This is a genomic window from Streptomyces lomondensis (assembly GCF_014651035.1).
In the GTDB taxonomy this organism is placed as follows: domain Bacteria; phylum Actinomycetota; class Actinomycetes; order Streptomycetales; family Streptomycetaceae; genus Streptomyces; species Streptomyces lomondensis.
Genome location: NZ_BMWC01000005.1, coordinates 447,391 through 471,520 on the forward strand (window position 1 = coordinate 447,391; position 24,130 = coordinate 471,520).

The window sequence follows — 24,130 nt, forward strand, 5'->3', positions numbered from 1 at the left end:
CCGACTTCGCGGAGTCGGGACGGGCGGCTGACCAACGTCGAGCTGGCCAAGCGGGTCGGCCTGACCTCACCGCCGTGCCTGCGCCGGGTCAAGCGACTGGAGTTTCTTATGGGGCACTCGGTTCGCCGTCGTCACGTCTCCGCACGCGAAAGGCAGAGGCCCTGCTTCGGGTCAGAGGGCCATGTAGGAACGAACATGCCCAAGGTCGACCCGTGGCCCTCCCGTGACGGAGCATCTTCTGGAACCACCGCACACCCCCCGGGAACGATGACGACAGCGAGGACTGAGCAGCTCGGGACAGCGGAGAATATCGACTCCACCGCCGAAGGACAGATTGTGAAATACGTCGGAGGCGGGGGCCTGCTGGCGTTGGTCATAGGACTGCTGCTCGTGTTGGCCTTCAAGTCCTCTCAGACGAGACCCAATTTTGTCTGGGTCCAGGGCGTGTCCGGTGGGTCACGGGCGACAACCGGACACGCCCCAGCCCGGCACGGTTCAGGGCGCCAGACGGCCCGTGCCTGGAACCTCGGTGGGGACTCCGACGTTGGCCGGGTCCACGAGACCCGTGACTTCTTGAACAGCACAGTCGACGGTGGCTACCGGGTCCGGCACGGCAATGGCCGGCGTGGCAAGAAGGCCGAGGAGCGCGACGACTCCGAGTGCGTTACTGCGGTACGAGACATGAACTTCTTTCGGAACGACGGTAGTTGTCCGCAGCCTGCCCGGATCTGCGTGCCCGGATCGCTTCGTCACCCGAATGAGTGTGGTGAATCGATCCTCTACTCCCGGCTCGCGAATGGTTGAACGTTCCGGCCTACTCGTGCGGGTGAAGACGGCTCATGAGCGGAGCCAGAGCCGGATTGCTGCGACCGCGGCCGTGCCCTGGAAGATGCAGGCCCGCTTGCGGGCGTACCGGTCCCGCTGGAAACTGGCGGGTCTGCCGTCTGCGCTGCCACGGCGTCGGCGGTGGGCCTGCTGGTCCCGCCGTTCGGGGATCGTGTGCCGGATCTGCCTGCGCCGCAGGTAACGGCGATTCCGGCGGGAGCTGTACGCCTTGTCCCCGCAGAGGTGATCCGGACGCGTCCGCGGGTGCCCACCGGCCGGCCGCGGGACACGGATGCGGTCCAGGACCGGGATGAGTCGAGGGGCGTCGCCCCACTGTCCCGGCGTGATCAGGACGGCCGGCGGCCGACAGCCGTCGTCACCTGCCAGGTGAATCTTCGTTGTGAGCCCGCCCCGTGAACGGCCCATCCCCTCATCGTCCCGCCGCCGGGCACCGGCAGCATGCTGGTGAACACGGCACGCAGGTCCCGCCACCGGAACCCGTCCGCTGCAGGAACAAGATGCCGTTGATCACCTTGCGAGGACACTTCCACCGCCCACCCCGACCGATGTTCTTCGGCAGATGCGGCTCCGACCGCACCCATTCCTCGTCCGAGAGATCACCCCGCCCCACACCGATCCGAACGACCAGGGCATGAGCCGGTCACACGACCCCTCGGACAGGCCCTGGCTCCGCGTTCACCCGTGCGCCCCGGCCGGATGGCGGGGCGCGGCGGGGGCCCGGACAATACATGCAGGAATCGCTATATGTTAATGTCGCCATGCGCGCCCCGGCCGAAGCGCCGCGGGCGGTCACGAGCACACGCGAGGAGCCACCCATGACCACCGCCGAACACCTCACCCACGAGGGCCACACCCACACCCACGGCGACGACTGCGGTCACGTCGCCTTCCCCCACGGCGACCACACCGACTACGCCCACGACGGCCACATCCACCGGATGCACGGGGACCACGTCGACGAGTGCGCGAACGGCGGTCACACGGTCCACCAGAACCACGACCACCAGCACGGCGACGACTGCGGCCACCTGGCCGTGCGGCACGGCGACCACACCGACTACGTGCACGACGGCCACCGGCACGCCGCGCACGAGGGGCACTGGGACGATCACTGAGTGGATGGACCCGGACACGTTGGGCAAATTGGAAATCGTTGTCATATGCTAATGTCTGCATATGACAACGACGCCCTCTCCCCCGACGGACGACCCGGACCGGACTCTGCAAGCGGCCAGTGAGCTGCTGCGTGCCCTGGCCTCGCCCGTACGGCTGGGCATCGTGCGCGAGTTGTCCGGCGGGGGGAAGTACGTCCACGAACTGGTGACGGCCCTGGGCGTGAGCCAGCCCCTCGTCTCCCAGCACCTGAGGGTGCTGCGCACCTCCCGGATCGTCAGCGCCCGGCGTGAGGCCCGCGAGACGCGGTACACCCTCACCGACGACCACGTGGCGCACATCGTGCTGGACGCCATCCGGCACGCCCAGGAGTAGCCCGTCTCAGGACAGGCTCTCCCAGTGGACCGTGCGGTCGCACCAGCGCTCCAGCAGCGTGCGGTCGTGGCCGACGGCCAGCAGGGCGGCGCCGGTGGCGGCCCGGTAGTCCTCGACCGCCGCGACCAGAGCGGCGGCGGTGGACGCGTCGAGCATCGCCGTCATCTCGTCGCACACCAGCAGGCGCGGGCGCAGCACCAGGGCGCGGGCGAGGCAGGCGCGCTGGAGCTGGCCGTCGCTGACCTCGTGCGGGCGCCGGGTCAGCAGGTCCGGGGTGAGGCCGACCACCGGGGCCAACTGGGCGATCCGGTCCGGGACTTCCCTGCCCCGGCCGGTGGCGCGCAGGGGCTCGGCGATCAGGTCGGTGAGCGGCAGCCGGGGGTCCGCAGACAGCCTGGCCTGCTGGAAGACGACCCCGAAGGCGGTGCGCCGGTCGCGCGGGGCGCGGTGGCGCCAGTGCCGTACGGGTTCGCCGTCGAGGAGCAGGGTGCCGGAGTCGGGCCGGTGCAGCAGGGCCGCGACCCGGGCCAGCGTGGACTTGCCGCAGCCGCTCGGGCCGAGCAGGCCGACGGACTCGCCCGGTGCCACGGTCAGGGAGACGTCCCGGACGACCGGCGCGTTCCTGGTGTATCCGGCGGTGATGGAGCGCAGTTCAAGCACGGGCGTCCTCCGGCACATGCGGGTGGTGGCAGGCGACCGTGCCCGCGGGCGGCGGGGCGGCGCAGGTGTCGGTGGCCCGGTCGCAGCGGGCGGCGAAGGCGCAGCCGTCCGGGAGGTCGCCGAGTTCGGGCGGCATGCCGGGGACGGGGGTGAAGGCGCGGTCGGGCAGGGCCTGGAGCAGGCCGCGGCTGTAGGGGTGGCGGGGACCGGGCTCCCCGAAGAAGGCGGCGGCGTCGGCGAGTTCGACGATCCGGCCCGCGTACATGACCGCGACCCGGTCGGCGATGCGCTCGGCGGCGGCCAGGTCGTGGGTGATCATCAGCAGCGCCCGCCCGGTGCCGTTGCCCGGCCCCGGCTCGTCGACGTGCCGCCGGAGTTCGTCGACCGTACGGTCCACCAGGTCGCGGTCCAGTCCGGTCGTGGGTTCGTCGGCGAGCAGCAAGGGCGCGCCGCCGACCAGCGCGAGGGCGGTGGCGGCGCGCTGGGCGAGGCCGCCGGACAGCTCGTGCGGGTGGCGGTCGAGGTGGCTCGCGGGGAACGCGGCCCGTTCGGCGGCGGCCTCGGCGGCGGCGCGCAGGGCGGCCCGTCCCCGGGTCGCGGTCAGCGCGGCGACCGTCTCCTCCAGTTGGGAGCGGACGGTGCGCACAGGCGTGAGGTGGGCGGCCGGGCTCTGCGGGACGAGGCCGATGAGCCGGCCCCGTACGGTCCGGGCGAGGGTCCGCTCGTCGGCCGCGAGCAGGTCCAGGTCGCCGAGCAGGGCCGAGCCGGCGGTCTGCGCGTTGCCGGGGAGCAGCCCGAGCAGCGCGGAGGCCAGCACGGACTTGCCGCAGCCGCTCTCCCCGATCAGGGCCAGGCACTCCCCGGCCGCCACGTCGAACCGGGCCCCGGTGACGGCGGCGACACGGCGCCCACCGGGCATGAGAAACCGCACGGACAGACCGCGCACGGACAGCACGGGGTCCCGCCGGGGCGTACGGCCGGGTCCGGCTTCGGCGGGCCTCGCACCGGCGGCGCCCGGCCCGGGACCGCCGTCGCCCGGCGCGGGACCGCTCGCGACCGGCGCAGGGCCGGCTCCGCCCGGCCCGGAACCAACTCCGGTGCTCACAGCATCAGCTCCGATCGGTGACGGGGATGGATCCGCTCCCGCCACGCGCCGGCGAGACCGGCGATGGCGAGGGTGGGGACGATGAGGAACAGGCCCGGGAAGAGGGTCGGCCACCACTGGCCGGCGAGCAGGGAGCCGCGGGCGGTCTGGATCAGGGTGCCGAGGCTCGCCGTGTGCGTGGGCAGCCCGAGGCCGAGGAAGGACAGCGCCGACTCGTGCCACATGGCGTGCGGCACCATCAGCACGGCGGCGAGGGCCGCTTGGGGAAGCACGGCGGGCAGCAGATGCCGTACGGCCACCCGCCACCGGGACGCCCCGCCGGAGACGGCCGCGTCGATGTACGGCCTGGACCGCAGGGACAGCACCTCGGCGCGCACGATCCGCGCGGTGGACAGCCAGTGGGTGAGCGCCACGGAGATCACCACCGGCCAGACGCCGGGCCGGAACATCGCGACGATGAAGATGCCGAGCAGCAGATGCGGCACGGACGAGAACGTGTCGACCACCCGCATCAGCGCGCGGTCGGCCCAGCCGCCCAGCGCCCCGGCCGCCGCCCCCACGGCCGTGCCGACCACGGTCGCCGTCAGCGCCGCCGCCACCCCGACGAGCAGCGAGACGCGCAGGCCGTAGACGCAGCGCAGCAGCAGGTCGCGGCCGACGTCGTCGGTGCCGAAGGGGTGTTGGAAGGACGGCGGTCGCAGCTTGGCCGCGAGGTCGACGGCCTGCTGGTCGAGCTGGACCAGCGGCGGTACGAGCAGCACGGCCAGGACGGTCGCGGCCACCAGCGCGGCGGAGGTGCGCACCCGCAGGGCGCGGGTGGAGCGGCGCTTCGGGCCGTACGACCGCCACTGGGTCGTCTCCGGGGCGGCGGCGGGCGCCGGTGCGTCACATGTCACTGAGCTTCACCCTCGGGTCGAACAGTCCGTAGAGCAGGTCGGCGAGCAGGTTGCCGGCGAGGACGGCGGCGGTGGCCAGCGTCGTCAGGGCGGCGAGCAGCGGGAAGTCGACGGCGGTGGCCGCCTCGACCGTGGCGGCGGCGATGCCGGGCCAGCTGAAGACGCTCTCCACCAGCAGGGCGCCGGTGATGAGTTCGGGTACGCGGGAGCCGATGAGCGTGAGAACCGGCAGCAGTCCGGAGCGCAGGGCGTGCCCGAGCAGCACCGTGCGTTCGCTCAGCCCCCGGGCCCGGGCTCCGCGTACGGGGTCCTCCGCCAGCGCGTCGCCGACGCCCTGGCGTACGTACAGGGTGAACCACGGCAGTTGGGACACCGCGAGGACACCGGCGGGCAGGGCCAGGTGGCTCGTGACCTGCCCGAAGGTGACCTGTTCGCTGCCGGTGTCGGTCAAGCCGCCCGCCGGGAGGACGTCCCACTGGAGCGCGAACAGCCAGATGGCGAGCAGCGCGATCCAGAAGACCGGGGCCGCCTCCAGGGTGTAGGCGAGGGAGGTGACGGTCCGGTCGACGGCCGAGCCGGGGCGGCGGGCGGCGAGCACGCCGAGGAGCGTGCCCACCAGCACGGCGGCGGCGAAGGCGACCGCGCACAGCAGCGCGGACCACACGAGCCGCTCGCCGATCACCTGGGCGACCGGCTGCCGCATCACGCTGGAGTGCCCGAGGTCGCCGGTGAGCGCGGAGGTCAGCCAGTGCCACCAGCGGGCGGCGAAGGGCTGGTCCACGCCGAGGTTCTCGCGCAGCCGGTCCAGGGTCTGCTGGTCGGCGCCGAGCGCGGCGGTGCCGGCGTACGCCTTGACGGGGTCGAAGGGGGAGGCGGCGGCGATGGCGAACACGCCGAAGGTGACGACGAGCAGGACGGGGACGGCGAACAGCGCCCGCCGCCCCGCCAGCCGTGCCATCGCTCCCCAGGGGAGTCGGGTCGGTCGGGTCACTTCTTCGGCTGCCAGTCCTCGATGTTCCACCAGGGGCCGCTGGCGAAGCCGTGCTCGTGCGGCTCCAGCTGGGTGCTCAGGCCGTCCCAGCGGTCGGCCAGCACGTAGAGGTGGTCGATGTGGGTGAGGAAGGTGTAGCCGGGGTCCTGCACCAGGGCGCGCTGGAGCTTGTCGTAGGCGGCCCGGCGCTCCGCCGGGTCCTGGCTGCGGCGGCCGGTGTCGAGGGCCCGGTCCACGGCCGGGTTGTCGTAGCGGGCCATGTTGTTGAAGCCGTCGCCGGCGAGGGAGGAGTGCAGCAGGGTGTACAGGCCGAAGTCGGGGTCGCCGGTGCTGCCGAAGCCCGCGAGGACGGCGGTGTCCTTCATGCGCGGCTCGATGACCTCCCAGGTGGCGCTCTCGGCCCGCACGTCGATGCCGGCCTTCTTGGCGTCGGAGGCGTAGGCGAGGGCGTGGTCCTGGCGGACCTTGTCGCCGGAGGGGTAGAGCAGGGTGAAGGTCGCCCGCTGTCCGTCCTTGACGCGGATGCCGTCCTTGCCGGGCTTCCAGCCGGCCTCGTCCAGGATCCTGCGGGCCTTGCCGAGGTCCTTGGCGCGCTCGATGTCCTTGGTGAAGGCGGGGTCGTCCACGGGCAGCGGCCCGTACGCCGGGCGGCCGGCACCGTCGAGGATCTTGTCGACCATGGCCCGGCGGTCCACGGCGGCGTCGAGGGCCTGCCGGATCGCGCGGTCGCCGGTGACCTTGTTCCCGGTGGGGAGGGTGACGGCGCGGAAGTCGTAGGAGCGGGCCTCGTAGGTGCGCTTGCCGTCGTCGTTCTTGAAGGTGGCGGCGAGGTTGGGCGGGAGGACCGCGCCGTCGAGGTCGCCGGAGCGCAGGCGGGTGGCGCGGACGTCGTCGTCGGCGATGATCGCCATGGTGAAGGTCCGCACCTGCGGCTTGCCGCCCCAGTAGCGGGGGTTGGCCTTGAAGGTGAGCTTCTCGCCCTTGCTCCAGTTGCTCAGGACGTACGGTCCGGTGCCGACCGGCTTGGTGTTGAAGGAGCCGGTGTTGGGATCCTGCCGGCCGGCCACGTGCTCGGGGACGATGGGCAGGACCGTGCGGGCGGCGAAGGGGGCGTAGGGGTACTTGAGGGTGAAGACGACCTTGCCGTCGCCGCTCGCCCGGACCTCCTTGACGGCGTCCAGCTCGCTCTTGAAGGTGTTGTTGGTCTTCGGGTCGAGGGCGGTCCGGTACGTGTAGACGACGTCGTCGGCCGTGAGCGGCTCGCCGTCGCTGAACTCGACGCCCTCGCGCAGGGTGTAGGTGTAGGTCCGGCCGCCGTCGGTGATCTCGGGCAGCGCGGCCGCCAGCGCGGGCTTCAGCTTCAGGTCGGCGTCATGGGCGAGCAGCCCGTCGAAGATCTTGGAGTTGCCGTCCTTGCCGTAGCCGAGCAGGGGGCTGAGGGTGTCGGGCTCGGAGGCCACTCCGATGACGACCGACCCGGCGGACGCGCCCTCGCCGGAGCCGCCGCTGCCGGGAGCGGAGCAGGCGGTGACCGCCGCGGCCAGCGCCGCCGTGACGGCGGCCCCTCGTATCCGACGGGTCGACATGTGACCTCACACCCTTGTTGCTCTAGTCAGGTTGTTGCATAGACCTCGCAATTAAACAGTCAAGGAGGGTGGTCGCGCACCATCGCGGTGCGGAAGGCGCAGGTCGCGGATTCCGGCCGGACCGGCGGCACCCCGAGATCCGGGCGGCCGCCGGTCCGTTCACCGTCGCGGCTCAGCTCTGGGTCAGGGTGATCTGCTGCCCCGAGGTCGCGTGGAAGCTGGGCAGCGGCAGGCCGCTGAAGGTGCGCAGCTCCATGAGGGTGGCCTCGACGTGGGCCGCGCCGGGCGCGAGCGCGCCGGGCATGGGCCGGCCCGTGTTCACCCAGCGGTGCTCCGCGCCGTCGCACACGGCCCGGGTGCCGCCGATGCCGTAGCGGGTCGTGGAGACGCCCTGGCTCACGGAGGAGCTGACGAAGACGGGGCCGCTGGAGCTCGCGCAGCGGTAGGTGCCGGAGAGGGTGACGGTGCCGTCGGCGGCGATCCGGCCGATCGCGTCGACGGTGACGGTGTCGGACGGGGCGGCGGCGGACGCGGTGGCGGGCGTCGCGCCGGCACCGGTCAGCAGGAGCAGCGCGGCACCGGCCGCCGCGCCGAGAAGGGGACGTACACGCATGGGTGGAACCTCCCGAAAGGGGTGAAATGACCATCCCACTCGTACCGGCCCTCCGGGCCGCCGCCCGTGACCCTCACCCCTTCGGTGGCGAGTCCGCGCCGAGCGTCGTGGAACCGTCCGGGGAATGTCCGGGGCGTGTCACGCTTCCCGCCGGGCCGTTCCGGGGAGTCCGGTACGGGAGGATGGTCGATCCGTACGAGTCGTTCGAACCGTTCGGACGGCCCTACCGACGTGGAGGTGCGCCATGTGTGCCCACCAGCCCCTGTGCCCCGCGACCAGCTCCCCCGCCGCGCATGTCGTCGCCGCCCACCCCGAGCAGGGCTGGAGCCTGCTGTGCGACGGGGCGGTCGTTTTCGACGACACCGGCGAACTGCTGCCGGACGGACGCGTGGTGGAGCCCCGCCGGGTGACGCCGGAGGGGCTGGCCGCCGCGGCCTGACCCGCAAGGGCCGCTCTAGGGCAGCACCGCGAAGCCGTCCAGTTCCACCAGCGCCTCCGCGTCCCACAGCCGGGCCACCTGGACGACCGCCATGGCCGGGTAGTCGCGTCCGGCCAGCTCGCGCCAGAGGCGGCCGAGGTCACGGGCGTGGGTGCGGTACGCCTCGACGTCCGTGGCGTAGACGGTGACGCGGGCGAGGTCGGACGGGGCGCCGCCGGCCGCCGCCAGGGCGGTCAGCAGGTTGGTGAGCGCCTTCTCGAACTGCTCGGGCAGGGTCTCTCCGACCACCTTGCCGTCGGTGTCGAGGGCGGTCTGCCCCGCCAGGAACACCACGCGGGAGCCGGAGGCCACGACGGCGTGGGAGAAGCCGGCCGGCGGGGACAGGTCGGGCGGGTTGACGCGCTCGGTGGTCACCGGGCCTCCTGGTGGGCGTACAACTCCTTGGCGATGATGCCGCGTTGGACTTCGCTGGCGCCCTCGTAGATGCGTGGGGCGCGCACCTCGCGGTAGAGGTGTTCGAGCAGATGGCCGCGTTGCAGCGCCCGGGCGCCGTGCAGCTGGACGGCCGTGTCGACGACGTACTGGGCGGTCTCGGTGGCGAGCAGTTTGGCCATGGCGGCGCGCCGGGGGACGTCCGGGGCGTCCTCGTCGTAGGCCGTCGCCGCCGCGTAGACCATCAGCCGGGCCGCCTCCGTGCGCAGGGCCATCTCGGCGACCTGGTGGGAGACGGCCTGGAGGTCCCGCAGCTTGCCGCCGAAGGCGTCGCGGCGGGCGGTGTGGCCGAGGGTCGCGTCGAGGGCCGCCTGCGCCATGCCGACCGCGAAGGCGCCGACGCTGGGCCGGAACAGGTTGAGCGTGCCCATGGCCACCCGGAAACCGCGGTCCACCTCGCCGAGCACGTCGTCGGCCGTCACCGGCACGGCGTCGAACTCCAGCGCGCCGATGGGGTGCGGGGAGAGCATGTCGAGGCCGGTGCCGGTCAGGCCCGGACGGTCGGCGGGCACGAGAAACGCCGTGACGCCCCGCGCCCCGGCACCGGGGGTGGTCCGGGCGAAGACGGTGTAGAAGTCCGCCTCCGGGGCGTTGGAGATCCAGCACTTCTCACCGCTGAGCCGCCAGCGGGCGGGGCCGTCGGGGTGGGCGGCGAGGTCGCTGGGGGCCGGTGCGCCGGGGGGTGGGGGCGCGGCACCCGGCGGGCCCCCGGCGGGAGTTCGAGCGCCCCGGGTGCCGGCGTCGGACACGACCGGGCCGGGAGCGCCGCCGGCACGGGACCCGGCACGCCGAGCACCACCGCCGACTTCCGCCGCGCCCGGCACGTCACCGGCACGAGCCACGGCACGCCGAGCACCGCGGCTGGATTCCCCCGCGCCCGGCACCTCACCAGCACCGACCACGGCACCACGACCACTGCCGCCGAACTCCCCCACACCCGGCACCTCACCGGCACGAGCCACGGCACGCCGAGCACCACCGCCGGCTTCCGCCGCGCCCGGCACCCCACCAGCACGAGCCACAGCACCACGACCACTGCGACCGGGCTCCCCCACGCCCGGCACCTCACCAGCACCAGCCACGGCACCACGACCGCTGTGGTCGGAGTCCTCCACGCCCCACGCGCCGTCGCCGGAGGCCACCGCCGTCGGCCTGCCGTCGGCCGACGGCGCAACGCCCGGCGCAACCCCCGGCGAACCGTCCCGCTCCGCCCGCAAGCCCAGCGCCGCCGCGTCCGAGCCCGCCCCCGGCTCGCTCAACGCGAAGGCCGCGATCGCGCTGCCGTCGGCCACCCGGGGGAGCCAGCGGGCGCGCTGGGACTCCGTGCCGTGGGCGTGGACCGGGTGGGCGCCGAGGCCCTGGAGGGCGAGGGCCGTCTCGGCCTCCGTGCAGCCGTGGGCGAGGGACTCGCGCATCAGGCACAGGTCGAGCGCGCCCGAGGTGAACAGGCGTGCGAGCAGCCCCAGTCGGCCCAGTTCGGCGACCAAGGCGCGGTTCACATGACCTGGCTCCCCCTTCTCGGCCAACGGGCGGAGCCGCTCCGCGGCCAGCGTGCGCAGCTCGGCACACCAGGCGAGTTGTGCCGGTTCGAGCGAGAATGCGGTCATCGCCGGTCCCTTCTCCGCCACCCTGCTTCCAGGCCGGACCACTCCGAGGCTATCGCGGACCGTTGACTGTCGTCACCAACACGATACGCTCCAGGGGCGAGCCCACCACGCCAAGGGGGCGAACCGTATGAATCCACGGGGCACGGCCCACGTCGACACCTTCTCCCGGGACCATCTCCCACCTCTGGACCAATGGCCCGAGCTCCGTTTCGATCTGCCGGAGCTGCGCTACCCCGAACAGCTCAACTGCGCCGCGGAACTGCTGAACGGCCCGCCCGACGACCGCCCGGCGTTCCTGACCCCCGCCGGCGAGACCTGGACGTACGGCGACCTGCGGGCCCGCGTGGACCGCGTCGCGCACCTGCTCACCGGCGAACTCGGCGTCGTCCCCGGCAACCGGGTGCTGCTGCGCGGCCCCACCACGCCCTGGCTCGCGGCCTGCTGGCTGGCCGTGCTGAAGGCGGGGGCGGTGGCGGTCACGGTGCTCGCCCAGCAGCGCCCGCACGAGCTGAGCACGATGTGCGAGATCGCCCGGGTCCGGCACGCGCTGTGCGACATCCGGGCCGTCGACGACCTCGCCAAGGCCGAGATCCCGGACCTGCGGATCACGACGTACGGCGGCGACGCCCCGGACGACCTGCTCCACCGCCCGGCGCCCGGCACACCGTACGAGGCCGTCGGGACCGCGGCCGACGACGTGGCGCTGATCGCCTTCACCTCCGGCACCACCGGCCGCCCCAAGGGCTGCATGCACTTCCACCGGGATGTCCTGGCGATCGCCGACACCTTCTCCCGGCACGTGCTCAGGCCTCGCCCGGACGACGTCTTCACGGGCAGCCCCCCGCTCGGGTTCACCTTCGGGCTCGGCGGCCTGGTGGTCTTCCCGCTGCGGGCCGGGGCGAGCTCGCTGCTGCTGGAGCAGGCCGGGCCCAGGCAACTGCTGCCGGCCATCGCCCGGCACCGGGTGTCCGTGCTGTTCACGGCCCCTACGGCGTACCGCGCGATGCTCGACGGACTCGACGGGTACGACCTCTCGTCCCTGCGCCGCTGCGTCTCGGCCGGCGAGAACCTGCCCGCGGCCACCTGGCAGGCCTGGCACGAGCGCACGGGCCTGCGCGTCATCAACGGCATCGGGGCCACCGAGCTGCTGCACATCTTCGTCTCGGCGGCCGACGAGCAGATCAGGCCCGGGACGACGGGCGTTCCCGTACCGGGCTGGGAGGCACGCGTGCAGGACGCGGACGGCGAGCCGCTGCCCGACGGGGAGCCCGGCCTGCTCGCCGTGCGCGGACCGGTCGGCTGCCGCTACCTCGCCGACCCGCGGCAGCGCGAGTACGTGCGCGGCGGCTGGAACATCACCGGCGACACCTACGTCCGCGAACCCGACGGCTACTTCCGCTACGTCGCCCGCGCCGACGACATGATCATCTCGGCCGGGTACAACATCGCGGGCCCCGAGGTCGAGGACGCGCTGCTGCGCCACCCCGATGTCGTGGAGGCGGCGGTCGTGGGGCGGCCCGACGAGGCGCGCGGGCAGGTCGTGGTGGCGTTCGCCGTCCTGAAGGAGGGTGCCGAGCGGGACGCCGCGGCGCTGCGCGCCTTCGTCAAGACGGAACTCGCGCCCTACAAGTGCCCCCGCGAGATCGTCTTCCTGGACGCGCTGCCGCGCACGGCCACCGGCAAGCTCCAGCGTTTCAGGCTGCGTATCGGGGGGATCCCGGACGGCGGCCCCGAAGGCGACAGGGAGTGACCCGTACGACCTAAGATGATCAACGTGTCCGACCAGCATGCACCACGGTCTCTCATCGTCACGCTCTACGGCGCGTACGGCCGCTTCGCGCCGGGCCCCGTGCCCGTCGCCGAACTGATCCGGCTGCTGGCCGCGGTCGGCGTGGACGCCCCGTCCGTACGCTCCTCGGTGTCGCGGCTCAAGAGACGCGGACTGCTCGTGCCCGCCCGCACCGCACAGGGCGCGGCCGGGTACGAACTGTCCCCGGACGCCCGCCAGTTGCTCGACGACGGCGACCGGCGTGTCTACGCCACGGCGCCGCCCGAGGACGAGGGCTGGGTGCTTGCGGTGTTCTCCGTGCCGGAGTCGGAGCGGCAGAAGCGGCACGTGCTGCGCTCCCGGCTGGCGGGTCTCGGTTTCGGCACGGCCGCGCCGGGCGTGTGGATCGCGCCCGCACGGCTGTACGAGGAGACCCGGCACACCCTCCAGCGGCTGCGGCTCGACACGTACGTCGACTTCTTCCGCGGCGACCACCTCGGCTTCGCCCCGACCGCGGAGGCCGTCGCCCGCTGGTGGGACCTGGCCGCCATCGCCAAGGAGCACGAGGCGTTCCTCGACCGCCACGAGCGCGTCCTGCACGACTGGCAGAAGCGGGACGACACCCCGCCCGAGGAGGCCTACCGCGACTACCTCCTCGCCCTGGACTCCTGGCGCCACCTCCCCTACACCGACCCCGGCCTCCCCTCCGCCCTCCTCCCCGCCGACTGGCCGGGCGCCCGCTCCTCGGCGGTGTTCCGGGGTCTGCACGAGCGACTGCGGGACGCGGGGGCCGAGTTCACGGGCCTGCTCAGCCCCCCAGACTGAGCCGCGGCTTGGGGGCGTCCGTGCGGCCCGTCCGGGGGCGGCGGCTGCCTGCGCGGTAGGGGGCCGGCCAGACCGCGCCCGGGCCCGTGTAGGCCTGTTCGGCTGCCGCGTGCAGGGTCCAGTGCGGGTCGTAGAGGTGGGGGCGGGCGAGGGCGCACAGGTCCGTGCGGCCCGCCAGGATCAGGGAGTTGACGTCGTCCCAGGAGGAGATCGCGCCGACCGCGATCACGGGGATGCCGGTGGCGTGCCGGATGCGGTCCGCGAAGGGCGTCTGGTAGGAGCGTCCGTACTCGGGCCGCTCGTCCGCCACGACCTGCCCGGTCGAGACGTCGATCGCGTCGGCGCCGTGCGCGGCGAAGGCCCGGGCGATCTCCACGGCGTCCTCGGCCGTGGTGCCGCCCTCCGCCCAGTCGGTGGCGGAGATGCGGACGGTCATCGGCCGCTCCCCCGGCCACACGTTCCGTACGGCGTCGAAGACCTCCAGCGGGAAGCGGAGCCGCTTCTCCGGCGAGCCGCCGTAGGCGTCGGTGCGCCGGTTGGTCAGCGGGGAGAGGAAGCCGGAGAGCAGATAGCCGTGGGCGCAGTGCAGTTCGAGCAGGTCGAACCCGGCGCGGGCGGCCCGGCAGGCGGCTGCCGCGAACTGTTCGCGGAGGTCGGTGAGCTGGGCACGGGACAGTTCGCGCGGGATCTGGCTGAACGGCTTGTACGGGAGGGCGGAGGCGGCCACCAGGGGCCAGTTGCCCTCCTCCAGCGGCTCGTCGATGCCCTCCCACATCAGCTTCGTGGAGCCCTTGCGGCCGCTGTGGCCGAGCTGCACGCCGATCGCGGTGCCGGGAGCCCGGTCGTGGACGAAGTTCGTGATCCGCTTCCAGGCCTCGGCCTGGCGGCCGGTGTAGAGGCCCGCGCAGCCGGGCGTGATGCGGCCCTCCTCGCTGACGCACACCATCTCGGTCATCACCAGCCCGGCCCCGCCCAGCGCCCGGGCGCCCAGATGGACGAGGTGGAAGTCGCCGGGGACGCCGTCGACCGCCGAGTACATGTCCATGGGCGAGACGACGACCCGGTTGCGCAGGGTCAGGCCGCGCAGCCGGAACGGGGTGAACATCGGGGGCGTACCGGGCGGGCAGCCGAACTCGCGCTCCACCGTCTCGGTGAAGTGCGGGTCGCGCAGCCGCAGGTTGTCGTGGGTGACGCGGCGGCTGCGGGTGAGCAGGTTGAAGGCGAACTGGCGGGGCGGCTGGTCCAGGTACAGGGCGAGGTTCTCGAACCACTCCAGGCTGGCGCGGGCGGCGCGCTGCGTGGAGGCGACGACGGGCCGCCGCTCCGCCTCGTACGCGGCCAAGGCCTCGGGCAGGGAGTCCTGCTCCTCCAGGCAGGCCGCGAGGGCCAGGGCGTCCTCGACGGCGAGCTTGGTGCCGGAGCCGATGGAGAAGTGGGCCGTGTGCGCGGCGTCGCCGAGGAGGACGACGTTGCCGTGCGACCAGCGGTCGTTGACGACCGTGCGGAAGGTCGTCCACGTGGAGTTGTTCGACTTCAGGGGGCGGCCGCGGAGGGCTTCCGCGAAGATCTTGGCGCAGCGTCCGATCGACTCGGTCTCGCCGAGTTCGTCGAAGCCGGCCGCGTGCCAGACCTCCTCGCGCATCTCGATGATCACGGTGGAGGCGTCCGGCGCGTAGGGGTAGCCGTGCAGCTGCATCACGCCGTGCTCGGTCTCGGCGATCTCGAAGCGGAAGGAGTCGAAGGGGAAGTCGGCGGCCAGCCAGATGTAGCGGCAGCGGTGGGTGGTCAGGTGGGGGCGGAACGCGTCCGCGTACGTCTCGCGGGTGGTGCTGTGGACGCCGTCCGCGGCGATGACCAGGTCGTGGGTGCGCGGGACGTCGTGCGGGGCCTCGGTGCGGAAGCGGAGGTCCACGCCGAGTTCGCGGCAGCGGGTGTGGAGGATCTCCAGGAGGCGGTGGCGGCCGAGGGCGGCGAAGCCGTGGCCCGTGGAGGTGTGGCGGGTGTTGCGGTGGACGATGTCGATGTCGTCCCAGCGGACGAAGTCCCTCTGGAGGGCCTCGTAGACCTGGGGGTCGGCGTGTTCTATGCCGCCGAGGGTCTCGTCGGAGAGGACCACGCCGAAGCCGAAGGTGTCGTCGGGGGCGTTGCGTTCCCAGACGGTGATGTCGCGTCGTGGATCGAGGCGTTTGAGGAGGGCGGCGGCGTAGAGGCCGGCGGGGCCGCCGCCGATGATTGCGACGCGTAGGGGGTTGTCCGGCCCGGTGTGCGGGTGCGGGTGGTGTGTGGTTGCTCGCGCAGTTCCCCGCGCCCCTGAAGGCGACGCGCTCACCGTCCGCTCCATTTGGGAGGGCGCTTCTCCGTGAAGGCCGCGTGGAACTCGGCGTAGTCCTCTCCTGTCATCAGCAGGGCCTGGGTCGAGGCGTCGAGTTCGATCGAAGCCGCCAGGGGCATGTCCAGCTCGGCCGTCAGCAGGGCCTTCGTCTGGGCGTATGCCAGGGCCGGGCCCTGGGACAGGCGGTGGGCCAGGTGGTGGGACGTTTCGTCCGCGCGGCCCTCCTCCGTCAGTTCGCTGATCAGGCCGATGCGCTCGGCCTCCCGGGCGCGGACCGGGTCGCCCAGCATCAGCAGGCGGGTGGCGTGGCCCAGGCCGACGACCCGGGGCAGCAGGTAGGCCGCGCCCATGTCGCCGCCGGAGAGGCCGACGCGGGTGAAGAGGAAGGCGAAGCGGGCGGTGGGGTCGGCCACGCGGAAGTCCGCGGCCAGGGCCAGGACCGCTCCGGCGCCCGCTGCCACGCCGTGCAGCGAGGCGATCACGGGGAACGGGCACTCCCGGATCGCGCGGACCACCTGGCCCGTCATCCGGTTGAAGTCCAGGAGCTGGGCGGTGTCCATGGACAGCGTGGCGCCGATGATCTCGTCGACGTCGCCGCCGGAGCAGAAGCCGCGGCCCTCGCCGGCCAGCACCAGGGCCCGTACGGACCGCTCCCGGGACAGCTCGGCGAGCAGGTCGCGCAGGTCGGCGTAGGCGCCGAAGGTGAGCGCGTTGAGCTTCTCCGGGCGGGCCAGGGTGACGGTCGCGACGCCGTCGGCGACCTCGACGCGCAGATGCTCCCAGCTCGGGGTGGGGGCGGCGGAGCCGGTGAAGGGACTCATGACGGGCGGCCTCCTCGGGCGGGCACTGCCTCACTGAGCTCTACCCCCTGAAGCTATCACTCATTCGTGACTGTCGTCATGAGTGCGCGATAGGCCGTCCGGGTAGGACTTCGGTGTGGGTCCCGGCGTGACCCGGGCCAGTCACATCCGTCACAGATCGTCCACACCGGCGTAACGGCGGGAGCAGCTGTGCGCGGCACCGCGTTCACCTGGGTAAGCCGTCGGCAAGGGGGCGAAGGCGCCCCCGGCGGTGCCCCTCGGACCATCTCCGAAGAACCGCGCCGTACCATTCCTGAGGTTGAAAGCAGGATGTCCTGCTCCATGAACGGACCCGCCTTGTACGAACTCCCCTCAGCCCCCGCCTCCTGGCACGTCGCGCTGCCGCACACCGCCGCGGCGGTGCCCGTGGCCCGTGCCCTGGTCCGTACGGCGCTGGCCGAGCTGGAGCACGGGGCGGACTGCGACACCGCCGAGCTGCTCACGGCGGAGCTGGTGGCCAACGCCGTGGAGCACACCTCCGGGGAGACGCCGATAGAGCTGGTCGTGGAGCTGATGCCGTCGGGCTGCCGGGTCGAGGTGCACGACACCGACCCGGCCCCGCCCGGCGACCTCACCCGTCCGGCCGGCGGGCCGCCCGACCCCTGGCAGGAGCACGGGCGCGGTCTGCTGCTGATCCGCGCCCTGAGCTCCTCGTGCGGGCACCGGCCGACCGAGTCCGGCAAGGCGGTGTGGTTCAGGCTGCCTGTGGTGCCGGCTCAGCGGCGCCCGTCGGCGTGACGGGTGAGGCGGGGCTCAGCCGAGCGTCGCGACCAGCACTGCCTTGATCGTGTGCAGACGGTTCTCCGCCTCGTCGAAGACGACGGAGTGCGCCGACTCGAAGACCTCGTCCGACACCTCCAGGTACTCCAGGCCGTGGGCCGCGTGGATCTCCTGGCCGACCTTGGTGCCGAGGTCGTGGAAGGCGGGCAGGCAGTGCAGGAACTTCACGTCCGGGTTGCCGGTGGCGCGCAGGACGTCCATGGTCACGGCGTACGGGGCGAGGGCGGTGATGCGCTCGTCCCAGACCTCCTTCGGCTCTCCCATGGAGACCCACACGTCGGTGGCGACGAAGTCGGCGCCGCGGACGCCCTCGTCCAGGGTCTCGGTGAGCGTGACGCGGGCGCCGCTGGCCTCGGCGAGCGTACGGGCCCGGTCGACGACCTCCTCGGCCGGCCAGTAGGCCTTCGGGGCGACGAGACGCACGTCCATGCCGAGCAGGGCGCCGGTGACGAGGTAGGAGTTGCCCATGTTGAAGCGGGCGTCGCCGAGGTAGGCGAAGGCGGTCTCGGTCAGCGGCTTGGCGCAGTGCTCGGTCATGGTGAGCACGTCGGCGAGCATCTGGGTGGGGTGCCAGTCGTCGGTGAGCCCGTTGTAGACGGGGACGCCGGCGTAGGCCGCGAGCTCCTCCACCTTCTGCTGGCTGTCGCCCCGGTACTCGATCGCGTCGTACATCCGGCCCAGCACCCGCGCGGTGTCCTTGACCGACTCCTTGTGGCCGATCTGCGAGCCGGAGGGGTCGAGGTACGTCGTCGAGGCGCCCTGGTCGGCGGCCGCGACCTCGAAGGCGCAGCGGGTGCGGGTGGAGGTCTTCTCGAAGATCAGCGCGATGTTCCGGCCCCGCAGGTATTGGGTCTCGGCCCCGGCCTTCTTGGCGGCCTTCAGCTCGGCGGCCAGCTCGACCAGACCGCGGAACTCCTCCTCCGTGAAGTCCAGCTCCTTGAGGAAGTGGCGGCCGGCGAGGGCGGTCGGGACTGTCGCCATGGGGGCGCTCCAGGGATACGGGGGACACAGACTCCTGGAATACTATACGAAACTCAGCATGTCTATACGGAGCGGTCGGGGCCTACACCGGCTCCCGTTCGACGGGGCAGCTCATGCACCGCGGCCCGCCCCTGCCCCGCCCCAGCTCGCTGCCCGGGATCTCTATCACCTCGATGCCCTGTTTGCGCAGGTGGGTGTTGGTGGTGGCGTTCCGCTCGTAGGCGACGACGACGCCCGGCTCGACGGCCAGGACGTTGCAGCCGTCGTCCCACTGCTCGCGCTCGGCCGCGTGCACGTCCTGGGTGGCGGTGAGCACGCGGATCTCGTTCAGCCCGAGGGCGGCGGCGATCGCGCGGTGCATGTGCTCCGGCGGATGGTCGGTGACCTTCAGCTCCTTCTCGCCGACGCCCGGCTCGATGGTGTACGAGCGGAGCATGCCGAGGCCCGCGTACTGGGTGAAGGTGTCGCCGTCGACCATCGTCATGACGGTGTCGAGGTGCATGAACGCGCGCCGCTTGGGCATGTCGAGGGCCACGATCGTCTCGGCGGAACCGGCGGCGAACAGCTTGTGCGCGAGCATCTCGACGGCCTGCGGGGTGGTGCGCTCGCTCATGCCGATGAGCACCGCCCCGTTGCCGATCACGAGGACGTCCCCGCCCTCGATGGTGGACGGGTAGTCGGCCTGCCCCTCGGACCAGACGTGGAAGGTCTCGTCCCGGAACAGCGGGTGGTGCCGGTAGATCGCCTCGAAGTGCACGGTCTCGCGCTGCCGGGCGGGCCAGCGCATGGCGTTGATGGAGACGCCGTCGTAGATCCAGGCCGAGGTGTCGCGGGTGAAGAGGTGGTTGGGCAGGGGGCCCAGCAGGAAGTCGTCCAGTTCCATGACGTGGAAGCGCACGGAGGTCGGCTCCGGGTGCACGTCGAGGAACTCGCGCTTCGTCATGCCGCCGACCAGCACCTCGGCCAGCTCCCGCGCGGGCAGGGTCTCGAAGGCGGCTCTCAGATGGTCGGTGGCGAGCGGGCCGTACTCCTTCTCGTCGAAGACCCGGCCCAGGACGAGAGCCCTGGCCGCCGGGACCTCCAGGGCCTCGGCCAGCAGGTCACCGAAGAGGTGGACGGTGACGCCCCGGTCGCGCAGCACGTCGGCGAACCCGTCGTGCTCGGCACGGGCCCTGCGCACCCACAGCACGTCGTCGAAGAGCAGCGAGGTCCTGTTGCTGGGGGTGAGCCTTTTGAGCTCCAGATCGGGCCGGTGCAGGATGACACGGCGCAGCCGCCCGGCCTCGGAGTGGACGTGGTATGCCATGCCTCCATCCTGACCATCGGAGAGCGTCTTGACGCGTTCCTCGCCCGTTTCCGCGCACTCTTGTTTGCGTCTGCCTGACGACAATCGGTGCGCTCCCGGGTCATCCGCTCGGCAGCGGCTGGAGCAACTCCGGCCGCGCCAGCATGCGCCGCGTCGCCCGCCCCGGGTCGAGCACGGCCCGGGCGACGATCCACCCGGCCAGCGCGTGCGGCTCGGCGGGGTCGGCGGCCAGCAGTTCGGCGTACCGGGCGAGCGCGGTGGCGGCGTCCCCGGCGGCGAGGTGCTCGTCGGCGGTGTGCGGGGCGACGGGGCGGGCGGCGAAGGCGTGGGTGCGGACGTCGGGCCAGGAGGCGCGGTCGAGGCGGAAGCGGGGGCCGTCCGGCGGTGACTCCACCCCGGGGTCGACGTTGCGCAGCCGCCACTCGGTGCGGTGCAGCGCGGCGGCCGTACGGGCCCGGGTGAGGGCGGTGTACGGCACCGGCTCGCGCAGCCAGCCGTCGAGGGTGCGGGCGAGGCCCGACACCAGGGCGCGGCCCTGCACGGTCAGCCGGCCGCTGGTCAGCAGCGTGCGCACGGCCAGCCGGCTCTGGAGGCGGCGCAACGCGAAGAAGTAGGCGGCCCGATCGACCGCCTCGATCCCCTCGGCACCGGCCAGCCGGTCCCGCCAGAAGCCCGCGACGCCGGTGAAGGCGTACGCGCCGTGCAGCAGGCCGGTGAGGTGGCGGGGGTCGGTGCGCCAGGGGGCGTAGTAGCGCTCGGCCCGGTCGTCCTCCAGCAGCGGGAACAGGTGCAGGAGGGCGGCCAGCTTGCTGTGCTGGAGCTCGTGCACCAAGGTCTCGGCGAGGGCGAGCGCGGAGGCCGGGCGGACGATGAGCATGCCGCCGAAGGAGTCGCCGCTGGAGGCCGACACCTGGACGAAGGGCAGCGGGGGCGGGTGGACGGCGGTGCGTCCGAAGGGCACGATCGCCCGGATCATGGCGGGGTCGACCCGCCCGGGGCCCGGTACGCCCGGCCGTGCGAGGATCCGCGCGGCCTCGCCGAACAGGCGCTGCCACTCCTGTGCCTCGTCCTCGTCGAGCCGGGCGGGGGGCAGGTGGTCGTCGAGGTCGCGGTAGGGGTCGAGGTCTTCGAGTACGACGGTGACGGGGGCCGTGCCGTCGGGGCCGGTGTGGGTGAGGGTGCGCAGCGGGAGCCATATGCCCCCGTCGGCGTCGGCACTCCGGGTCAGCGGACGGCAGGTCACCCGCACGGAGTCGGTCGTGCGGCCCGGCCCGGTGACCGTCAGCTCTCCCCCGGCCGCGGTGGCCCGGCCGATCGCCAGGCCCGCTCTCGCGTCGGGGAGCTGGACCATGCCGAGACCGGGCAGGGGCAGCCCTCCCTGGGTGAGGGGAACGTCGAGGGCCGCCTCGGTGCCCGCGTGCAGGGCGGCCGAGAGGGCCAGCGCGCACAGGTGACCCGCCTCCGCCCACAGCGGCGGCCCGGTCGCCGTGCCGTGCACCCGGCGCAGCATGTGGGAGATCCACCCGCCGGTCGCCGGGGCCAGCAGCAGGCGTTCGACCGGCTCGGGCGACTTCTCGGCCGCCTCCTTGAGCACCCGCCAGGCTTCGGCGACCGGGGTGAGGGGGGTGGGCAGGGCGTCGAGATGACCCAGGACGGTGCGCAGGAGCAGCAACCGCCGCGCGCGTTCGGCTCGTTCGAGGAAGGCGACGGCCGCCGCGGAGCCCCCTCCGGCGGCCAGCTCCGCGAAGAGCCGGTCCGGCATGCGGAAGGGAGCGAGGTGCTGCTCGCTGGTCATCGTCGCGGACCTCCGGTCGGTTGGCGGACATGCACAGGACCCGGTGCGCGTGCGGGTGTCGCACCGGGGCTCAGCCGTCGGGTCGGCGGCTAATCGGCTCGGGCGCCTCCCGGCCCCTCGCCGCCCCGCATGCTGCTGCGGGCGCGCAGCACCTCGGTCAGCAGGCGCGTGGTGGGGGGCAGGGCGGGGAGACCGTCCAGGGCGCTCAGGGGCAGCGCCGCGAGGTCCGCCAGATCGGATTCCCAGACATCGGCCCCCGCGGTGGCGACGGCCGGTTCAGGTACGGCGGCTCCGGCGTGGTGCAGAGCGGGCGGCTGGTCCAAGATGCTCCCCCTTCTCGCACGGTGGCACGCGATGCCCCGTGTCTTTCCATCATGGCCAATACCCCCCGGGGCGAAAACCGTACGATCACGCCACCGATCATTCCCGATCACGCCGAGGCGTCGATGAGGCAGTCAACTCGGCCACCGCAGCGGCGAGTTCGGCCTTCAGTTCCGGGTCGTCGTCGACGGCCACCACGGCGTCGAACAGGTCCCACAGTGCCTCCGGGTTCCGCCGGGCGAGCCCGCCGAGGATGTTGACGACGTCGGTGCGGGCCCTGCTGTGGCGGCGCAGCATGGCTGTGACACGGGGGTTCAGCGCGGCGACGACCGTCTGCCGTTCGTCGGGGTCGTTCATCAGGGGGTAGTCGAGGAGGGCCTCCACCGCCCGCTGCAACGCCGTGAGGGGGCGCGGCACGGCGGGCGGTCCGGCCGGGGCCAGGGTCTCGGTGCGGTCGGGGCCCTGGAGCCGGATCTCGGGGTGCTGAAGAGTACGGCCCTCTTCCCTGAGGGCCGCGATGCGCGCCCGAACGGCCGGAAACAGTTCCTCCGGATCGGGCGGCGCTGGCAGAACGGCCGCCCGGTCGGCCAGCAGGCCGAGCAGGACGTCGGAGAAGAGGCCGGTGGCACGGACCGGGTCGTTGGCCGCCGCCCTGCCCCGGCCGGCGGCCCGCAGCACGGTCTGCCGGTGCGCATGGGTGGGACGGCCCACGGGCAGGGCGTCGGCGGGCAGCGCCTCCCGGAAGGCGAGGTCCTCCTCGAAGGTCTCGCAGGCGTCCACGATCCACATCTGCTCGCGCAGTCCCGGCACGGCGTCACCCGCGTACCGGGCGAGCGCGGAGTCCAGGTCGATGCCCACCTTGTCGGCGACGCCCGCGTCCGCGCAGAACAGCCGCAGCCGCCCGGCCCGGTCCAGCACCCCGTGCCCGCCCCACCACACCCACAGCACATCGCCCTGGGCCGTGGACAGTTCGCGCACGAGGACCCGGCGCAGGGTGGCCTGGTCCGCGCGCTCGTACGGGACTTCCGGGTCGTACGACGGCAACGGGGCCAGGTGCAGCCGGAGTCGGGACTCGGGCACCCCCGCGTCCCGCAGCAGCCGCCAGAACCGTACGGCGTCCCGGGCGGGCCCGGGCAGCCGCCAGGCGTCCCCGGCCTCGTACGCCTCGATCCCGACGATCAGGGCGTGCACCCGGGCGGGGTCGACGTGCGGCATCGGCCCGGTCACGGCAGGTGGTCCACGATGTGGCGGTACACGGCCGGGTTCGTCCAGTAGGCGCTGTGCGCGGCGGGGAACGGCTGGCCGCTGTCGACGGCGACGTCCGTGACGCGGTCCGGGAAGAGTTCCGCACCGAGATAGCCGAGCAGGTCGCGCGGGTCGTACACGTTCAGCCAGGCGGGGACGTGCGGCGGCAGGGGCGCGGGGTGTTCGAGGGAGGGCAGGGAGCCCGACTCGTAGAGGAAGGGCCCCTGGGAGCCGACCGTCACCAGCAGGGCGACCTGCGGCAGCGGGGCGGAGATCAGCGTGTCGAGGGCGATGATGCCGCCGAGGCTGTGGCCGACCACGGCGACGGGCGGCTCCAGGCCGGCGACGAGGGCGCGCAGGCCGTCCCGGAAGGCCGCGCCCCGGCTCAGATAGCGCAGGATGTCACCGGCGGCCGGGTGGGCGGCCTCGGTGAGGGCACGCCGGCGGCGCTCGACGGCGCGCGAGGCCACGGCTCCGGCCGACCGCAGCAGGTAGGAGCGCAGCCCTCGCTCCGTGCCCCGGGCCGGTGCGCCCAGGGCCTCGGCGATCCGGTCGGTGACGGCGTCCCGGGTCTCGCCGGCCGGCACGAGCGGGGAGTCGGCGTCGAGGGCGTCGGCGACGATGCGGGCGGTCAGGGAGCGGGCGGCGAGAGCGGCGAGGTCCGCGGGGGCGAGGGCGTCGGCGGCGGGGCCGAGCAGAGGGTGGGCGGCCAGGTCGGTGGCGGCGCGGGCCAGCCCGGGGCCCAACTCGGCGGCGGGCGCGTCCCCTTGGGCGGCGAGCGTGGTGAGCAGCGTCCGCGCCCGCTGCCGCGGCGGTACGGAGCCGGGCGGGCGTTCGACGGCCGGGGCGGATCCGGCGGCGGCCAGGGCCAGTTCGGCGTACGGGTCGGCGTAGAGGGCGGCCCAGGCCGCGGTCCTCCCGTCGCCCGGGTCCGGCACGGCCGGGCCTTCCCCGATACCGCGTGTGGCGCCGGAGAGGGGCGGCAGGCTCGCCCCGCCGGCCGCGAGCGTGGCACCGTGTGCCGCTCCCCAGGAGTAGGGCACGACGCGCAACCCGTCGCGCTGGGCGGCCAGCCCGGCCGTCACCCGCTCCACCAGCGCGGAGAAGCCCGGCTCGCGAACCCCGGTCCCATGAACGAAGACGACCGCCGTCATGCGCCCCCCGTGACACGACTGCCTAGCTTGGTGATGCCAA

23 protein-coding genes and 3 pseudogenes are annotated in these 24,130 nt (G+C 73.3%); 8 read left to right on the forward strand and 18 right to left on the reverse strand.

Annotated features, from left to right (window positions below; translation table 11 throughout):
- Window positions 1-27 precede the first annotated feature (27 nt).
- A pseudogene (locus tag IE255_RS20295) lies at window positions 28-102 on the forward strand (winged helix-turn-helix transcriptional regulator); the annotation flags it as partial.
- Between the two features lie 93 nt (window positions 103-195).
- Entirely contained in the window at window positions 196-804 is a 609-nt protein-coding gene (locus tag IE255_RS20300) for a hypothetical protein (RefSeq protein ID WP_190051863.1), read from the forward strand.
- Between the two features lie 33 nt (window positions 805-837).
- On the opposite strand, the pseudogene IE255_RS40390 reads toward IE255_RS20300, so the two are convergent.
- A pseudogene (locus tag IE255_RS40390) lies at window positions 838-1,456 on the reverse strand (transposase).
- 205 nt (window positions 1,457-1,661) lie between these two features.
- On the opposite strand from IE255_RS40390, the gene IE255_RS20310 reads away from it, so the two are divergent.
- Both IE255_RS20310 and IE255_RS20315 read left to right on the forward strand, forming a co-directional pair.
- Complete coding sequence (locus tag IE255_RS20310) at window positions 1,662-1,961, forward strand: hypothetical protein (protein WP_190051739.1); 300 nt, start codon at window positions 1,662-1,664, stop codon at window positions 1,959-1,961.
- A 61-nt stretch (window positions 1,962-2,022) separates the two neighbouring features.
- The gene (locus IE255_RS20315; RefSeq protein ID WP_190051740.1) at window positions 2,023-2,334 is read left to right on the forward strand and encodes an ArsR/SmtB family transcription factor; all 312 of its coding nucleotides are present in this window, start codon (window positions 2,023-2,025) and stop codon (window positions 2,332-2,334) included.
- Between the two features lie 6 nt (window positions 2,335-2,340).
- On the opposite strand, the gene IE255_RS20320 is transcribed toward IE255_RS20315, so the two are convergent.
- The 6 genes from IE255_RS20320 to IE255_RS20345 all read right to left on the reverse strand — a co-directional run bounded on the left by IE255_RS20320 (window position 2,341) and on the right by IE255_RS20345 (window position 8,185).
- Window positions 2,341-2,994, reverse strand: a complete 654-nt coding sequence (locus IE255_RS20320; RefSeq protein ID WP_190051741.1) for an ABC transporter ATP-binding protein — start codon at window positions 2,992-2,994, stop codon at window positions 2,341-2,343.
- Complete coding sequence (locus tag IE255_RS20325; RefSeq protein ID WP_372487529.1) at window positions 2,987-4,099, reverse strand: ABC transporter ATP-binding protein; 1,113 nt, start codon at window positions 4,097-4,099, stop codon at window positions 2,987-2,989. Before IE255_RS20325 ends, IE255_RS20320 begins: the two co-directional genes overlap by 8 nt.
- Complete coding sequence (locus IE255_RS20330) at window positions 4,096-4,995, reverse strand: ABC transporter permease (RefSeq protein ID WP_190051742.1); 900 nt, start codon at window positions 4,993-4,995, stop codon at window positions 4,096-4,098. The genes IE255_RS20325 and IE255_RS20330 overlap by 4 nt, the downstream gene beginning before the upstream one ends.
- Entirely contained in the window at window positions 4,985-5,953 is a 969-nt protein-coding gene (locus IE255_RS20335) for an ABC transporter permease (protein ID WP_190051743.1), read from the reverse strand. The genes IE255_RS20330 and IE255_RS20335 overlap by 11 nt, the downstream gene beginning before the upstream one ends.
- Window positions 5,954-5,982: 29 nt before the next feature.
- Window positions 5,983-7,572, reverse strand: coding sequence for an ABC transporter substrate-binding protein (locus IE255_RS20340; protein WP_190051744.1), 1,590 nt, complete (start codon window positions 7,570-7,572; stop codon window positions 5,983-5,985).
- A 172-nt stretch (window positions 7,573-7,744) separates the two neighbouring features.
- Complete coding sequence (locus IE255_RS20345) at window positions 7,745-8,185, reverse strand: DUF6299 family protein (RefSeq protein ID WP_190051745.1); 441 nt, start codon at window positions 8,183-8,185, stop codon at window positions 7,745-7,747.
- A gap of 244 nt (window positions 8,186-8,429) precedes the next feature.
- Here IE255_RS20345 and IE255_RS20350 point away from each other — a divergent pair, with 244 nt between their 5' ends.
- Entirely contained in the window at window positions 8,430-8,624 is a 195-nt protein-coding gene (locus IE255_RS20350; RefSeq protein ID WP_190051746.1) for a DUF5999 family protein, read from the forward strand.
- 15 nt (window positions 8,625-8,639) lie between these two features.
- Here IE255_RS20350 and IE255_RS20355 read toward each other — a convergent pair whose 3' ends face one another.
- The 3 genes and pseudogenes from IE255_RS20355 to IE255_RS20365 all read right to left on the reverse strand — a co-directional run.
- A complete protein-coding gene (locus IE255_RS20355; protein ID WP_190051747.1) occupies window positions 8,640-9,038 on the reverse strand; it encodes a RidA family protein in 399 nt (132 codons plus the stop codon).
- Window positions 9,035-10,198, reverse strand: coding sequence for an acyl-CoA dehydrogenase family protein (locus IE255_RS40395; RefSeq protein WP_372487535.1), 1,164 nt, complete (start codon window positions 10,196-10,198; stop codon window positions 9,035-9,037). The genes IE255_RS20355 and IE255_RS40395 overlap by 4 nt, the downstream gene beginning before the upstream one ends.
- A gap of 105 nt (window positions 10,199-10,303) precedes the next feature.
- Window positions 10,304-10,723, reverse strand: a pseudogene (locus IE255_RS20365) (acyl-CoA dehydrogenase family protein); the annotation flags it as partial.
- Window positions 10,724-10,850: 127 nt separating this feature from the next.
- On the opposite strand from IE255_RS20365, the gene IE255_RS20370 reads away from it, so the two are divergent.
- Window positions 10,851-12,473: an AMP-binding protein gene (locus IE255_RS20370; RefSeq protein ID WP_190051748.1), complete on the forward strand. Its 1,623-nt coding sequence runs from the start codon at window positions 10,851-10,853 to the stop codon at window positions 12,471-12,473.
- A 15-nt stretch (window positions 12,474-12,488) separates the two neighbouring features.
- Window positions 12,489-13,316: a PaaX family transcriptional regulator gene (locus IE255_RS20375; RefSeq protein WP_190051749.1), complete on the forward strand. Its 828-nt coding sequence runs from the start codon at window positions 12,489-12,491 to the stop codon at window positions 13,314-13,316.
- Here IE255_RS20375 and IE255_RS20380 read toward each other — a convergent pair.
- Together IE255_RS20380 and IE255_RS20385 are read right to left on the reverse strand one after the other, a co-directional pair.
- Complete coding sequence (locus IE255_RS20380) at window positions 13,300-15,657, reverse strand: bifunctional salicylyl-CoA 5-hydroxylase/oxidoreductase (protein WP_190051750.1); 2,358 nt, start codon at window positions 15,655-15,657, stop codon at window positions 13,300-13,302. The genes IE255_RS20375 and IE255_RS20380 overlap by 17 nt on opposite strands.
- Window positions 15,642-16,469, reverse strand: coding sequence for an enoyl-CoA hydratase family protein (locus tag IE255_RS20385; protein ID WP_190051751.1), 828 nt, complete (start codon window positions 16,467-16,469; stop codon window positions 15,642-15,644). The genes IE255_RS20380 and IE255_RS20385 overlap by 16 nt, the downstream gene beginning before the upstream one ends.
- Window positions 16,470-16,778: 309 nt before the next feature.
- Here IE255_RS20385 and IE255_RS20390 point away from each other — a divergent pair, with 309 nt between their 5' ends.
- The gene (locus IE255_RS20390; RefSeq protein ID WP_190051752.1) at window positions 16,779-17,246 is read left to right on the forward strand and encodes an ATP-binding protein; all 468 of its coding nucleotides are present in this window, start codon (window positions 16,779-16,781) and stop codon (window positions 17,244-17,246) included.
- 15 nt (window positions 17,247-17,261) lie between these two features.
- Here IE255_RS20390 and argF read toward each other — a convergent pair whose 3' ends face one another.
- The 6 genes from argF to IE255_RS20420 all read right to left on the reverse strand — a co-directional run bounded on the left by argF (window position 17,262) and on the right by IE255_RS20420 (window position 24,090).
- Window positions 17,262-18,269 carry an ornithine carbamoyltransferase gene (argF, locus tag IE255_RS20395; protein WP_190051753.1) on the reverse strand — a complete coding sequence of 336 codons (1,008 nt, stop codon included), beginning with the start codon at window positions 18,267-18,269 and terminating at the stop codon, window positions 17,262-17,264.
- Between the two features lie 82 nt (window positions 18,270-18,351).
- Window positions 18,352-19,575: an arginine deiminase gene (locus IE255_RS20400; protein ID WP_190051754.1), complete on the reverse strand. Its 1,224-nt coding sequence runs from the start codon at window positions 19,573-19,575 to the stop codon at window positions 18,352-18,354.
- Window positions 19,576-19,675: 100 nt separating this feature from the next.
- Window positions 19,676-21,370 (reverse strand): HEXXH motif domain-containing protein, encoded by a 1,695-nt coding sequence (locus IE255_RS20405; protein ID WP_190051755.1) that lies wholly within the window; start codon window positions 21,368-21,370, stop codon window positions 19,676-19,678.
- A gap of 89 nt (window positions 21,371-21,459) precedes the next feature.
- On the reverse strand, window positions 21,460-21,693 hold the full coding sequence (locus IE255_RS20410) for a hypothetical protein (protein ID WP_190051756.1): 234 nt from the start codon (window positions 21,691-21,693) through the stop codon (window positions 21,460-21,462).
- Between the two features lie 97 nt (window positions 21,694-21,790).
- Complete coding sequence (locus IE255_RS20415) at window positions 21,791-22,918, reverse strand: effector-associated domain 2-containing protein (protein WP_190051757.1); 1,128 nt, start codon at window positions 22,916-22,918, stop codon at window positions 21,791-21,793.
- The gene (locus IE255_RS20420; RefSeq protein ID WP_190051758.1) at window positions 22,915-24,090 is read right to left on the reverse strand and encodes an alpha/beta fold hydrolase; all 1,176 of its coding nucleotides are present in this window, start codon (window positions 24,088-24,090) and stop codon (window positions 22,915-22,917) included. Before IE255_RS20420 ends, IE255_RS20415 begins: the two co-directional genes overlap by 4 nt.
- Window positions 24,091-24,130: the final 40 nt, after the last annotated feature.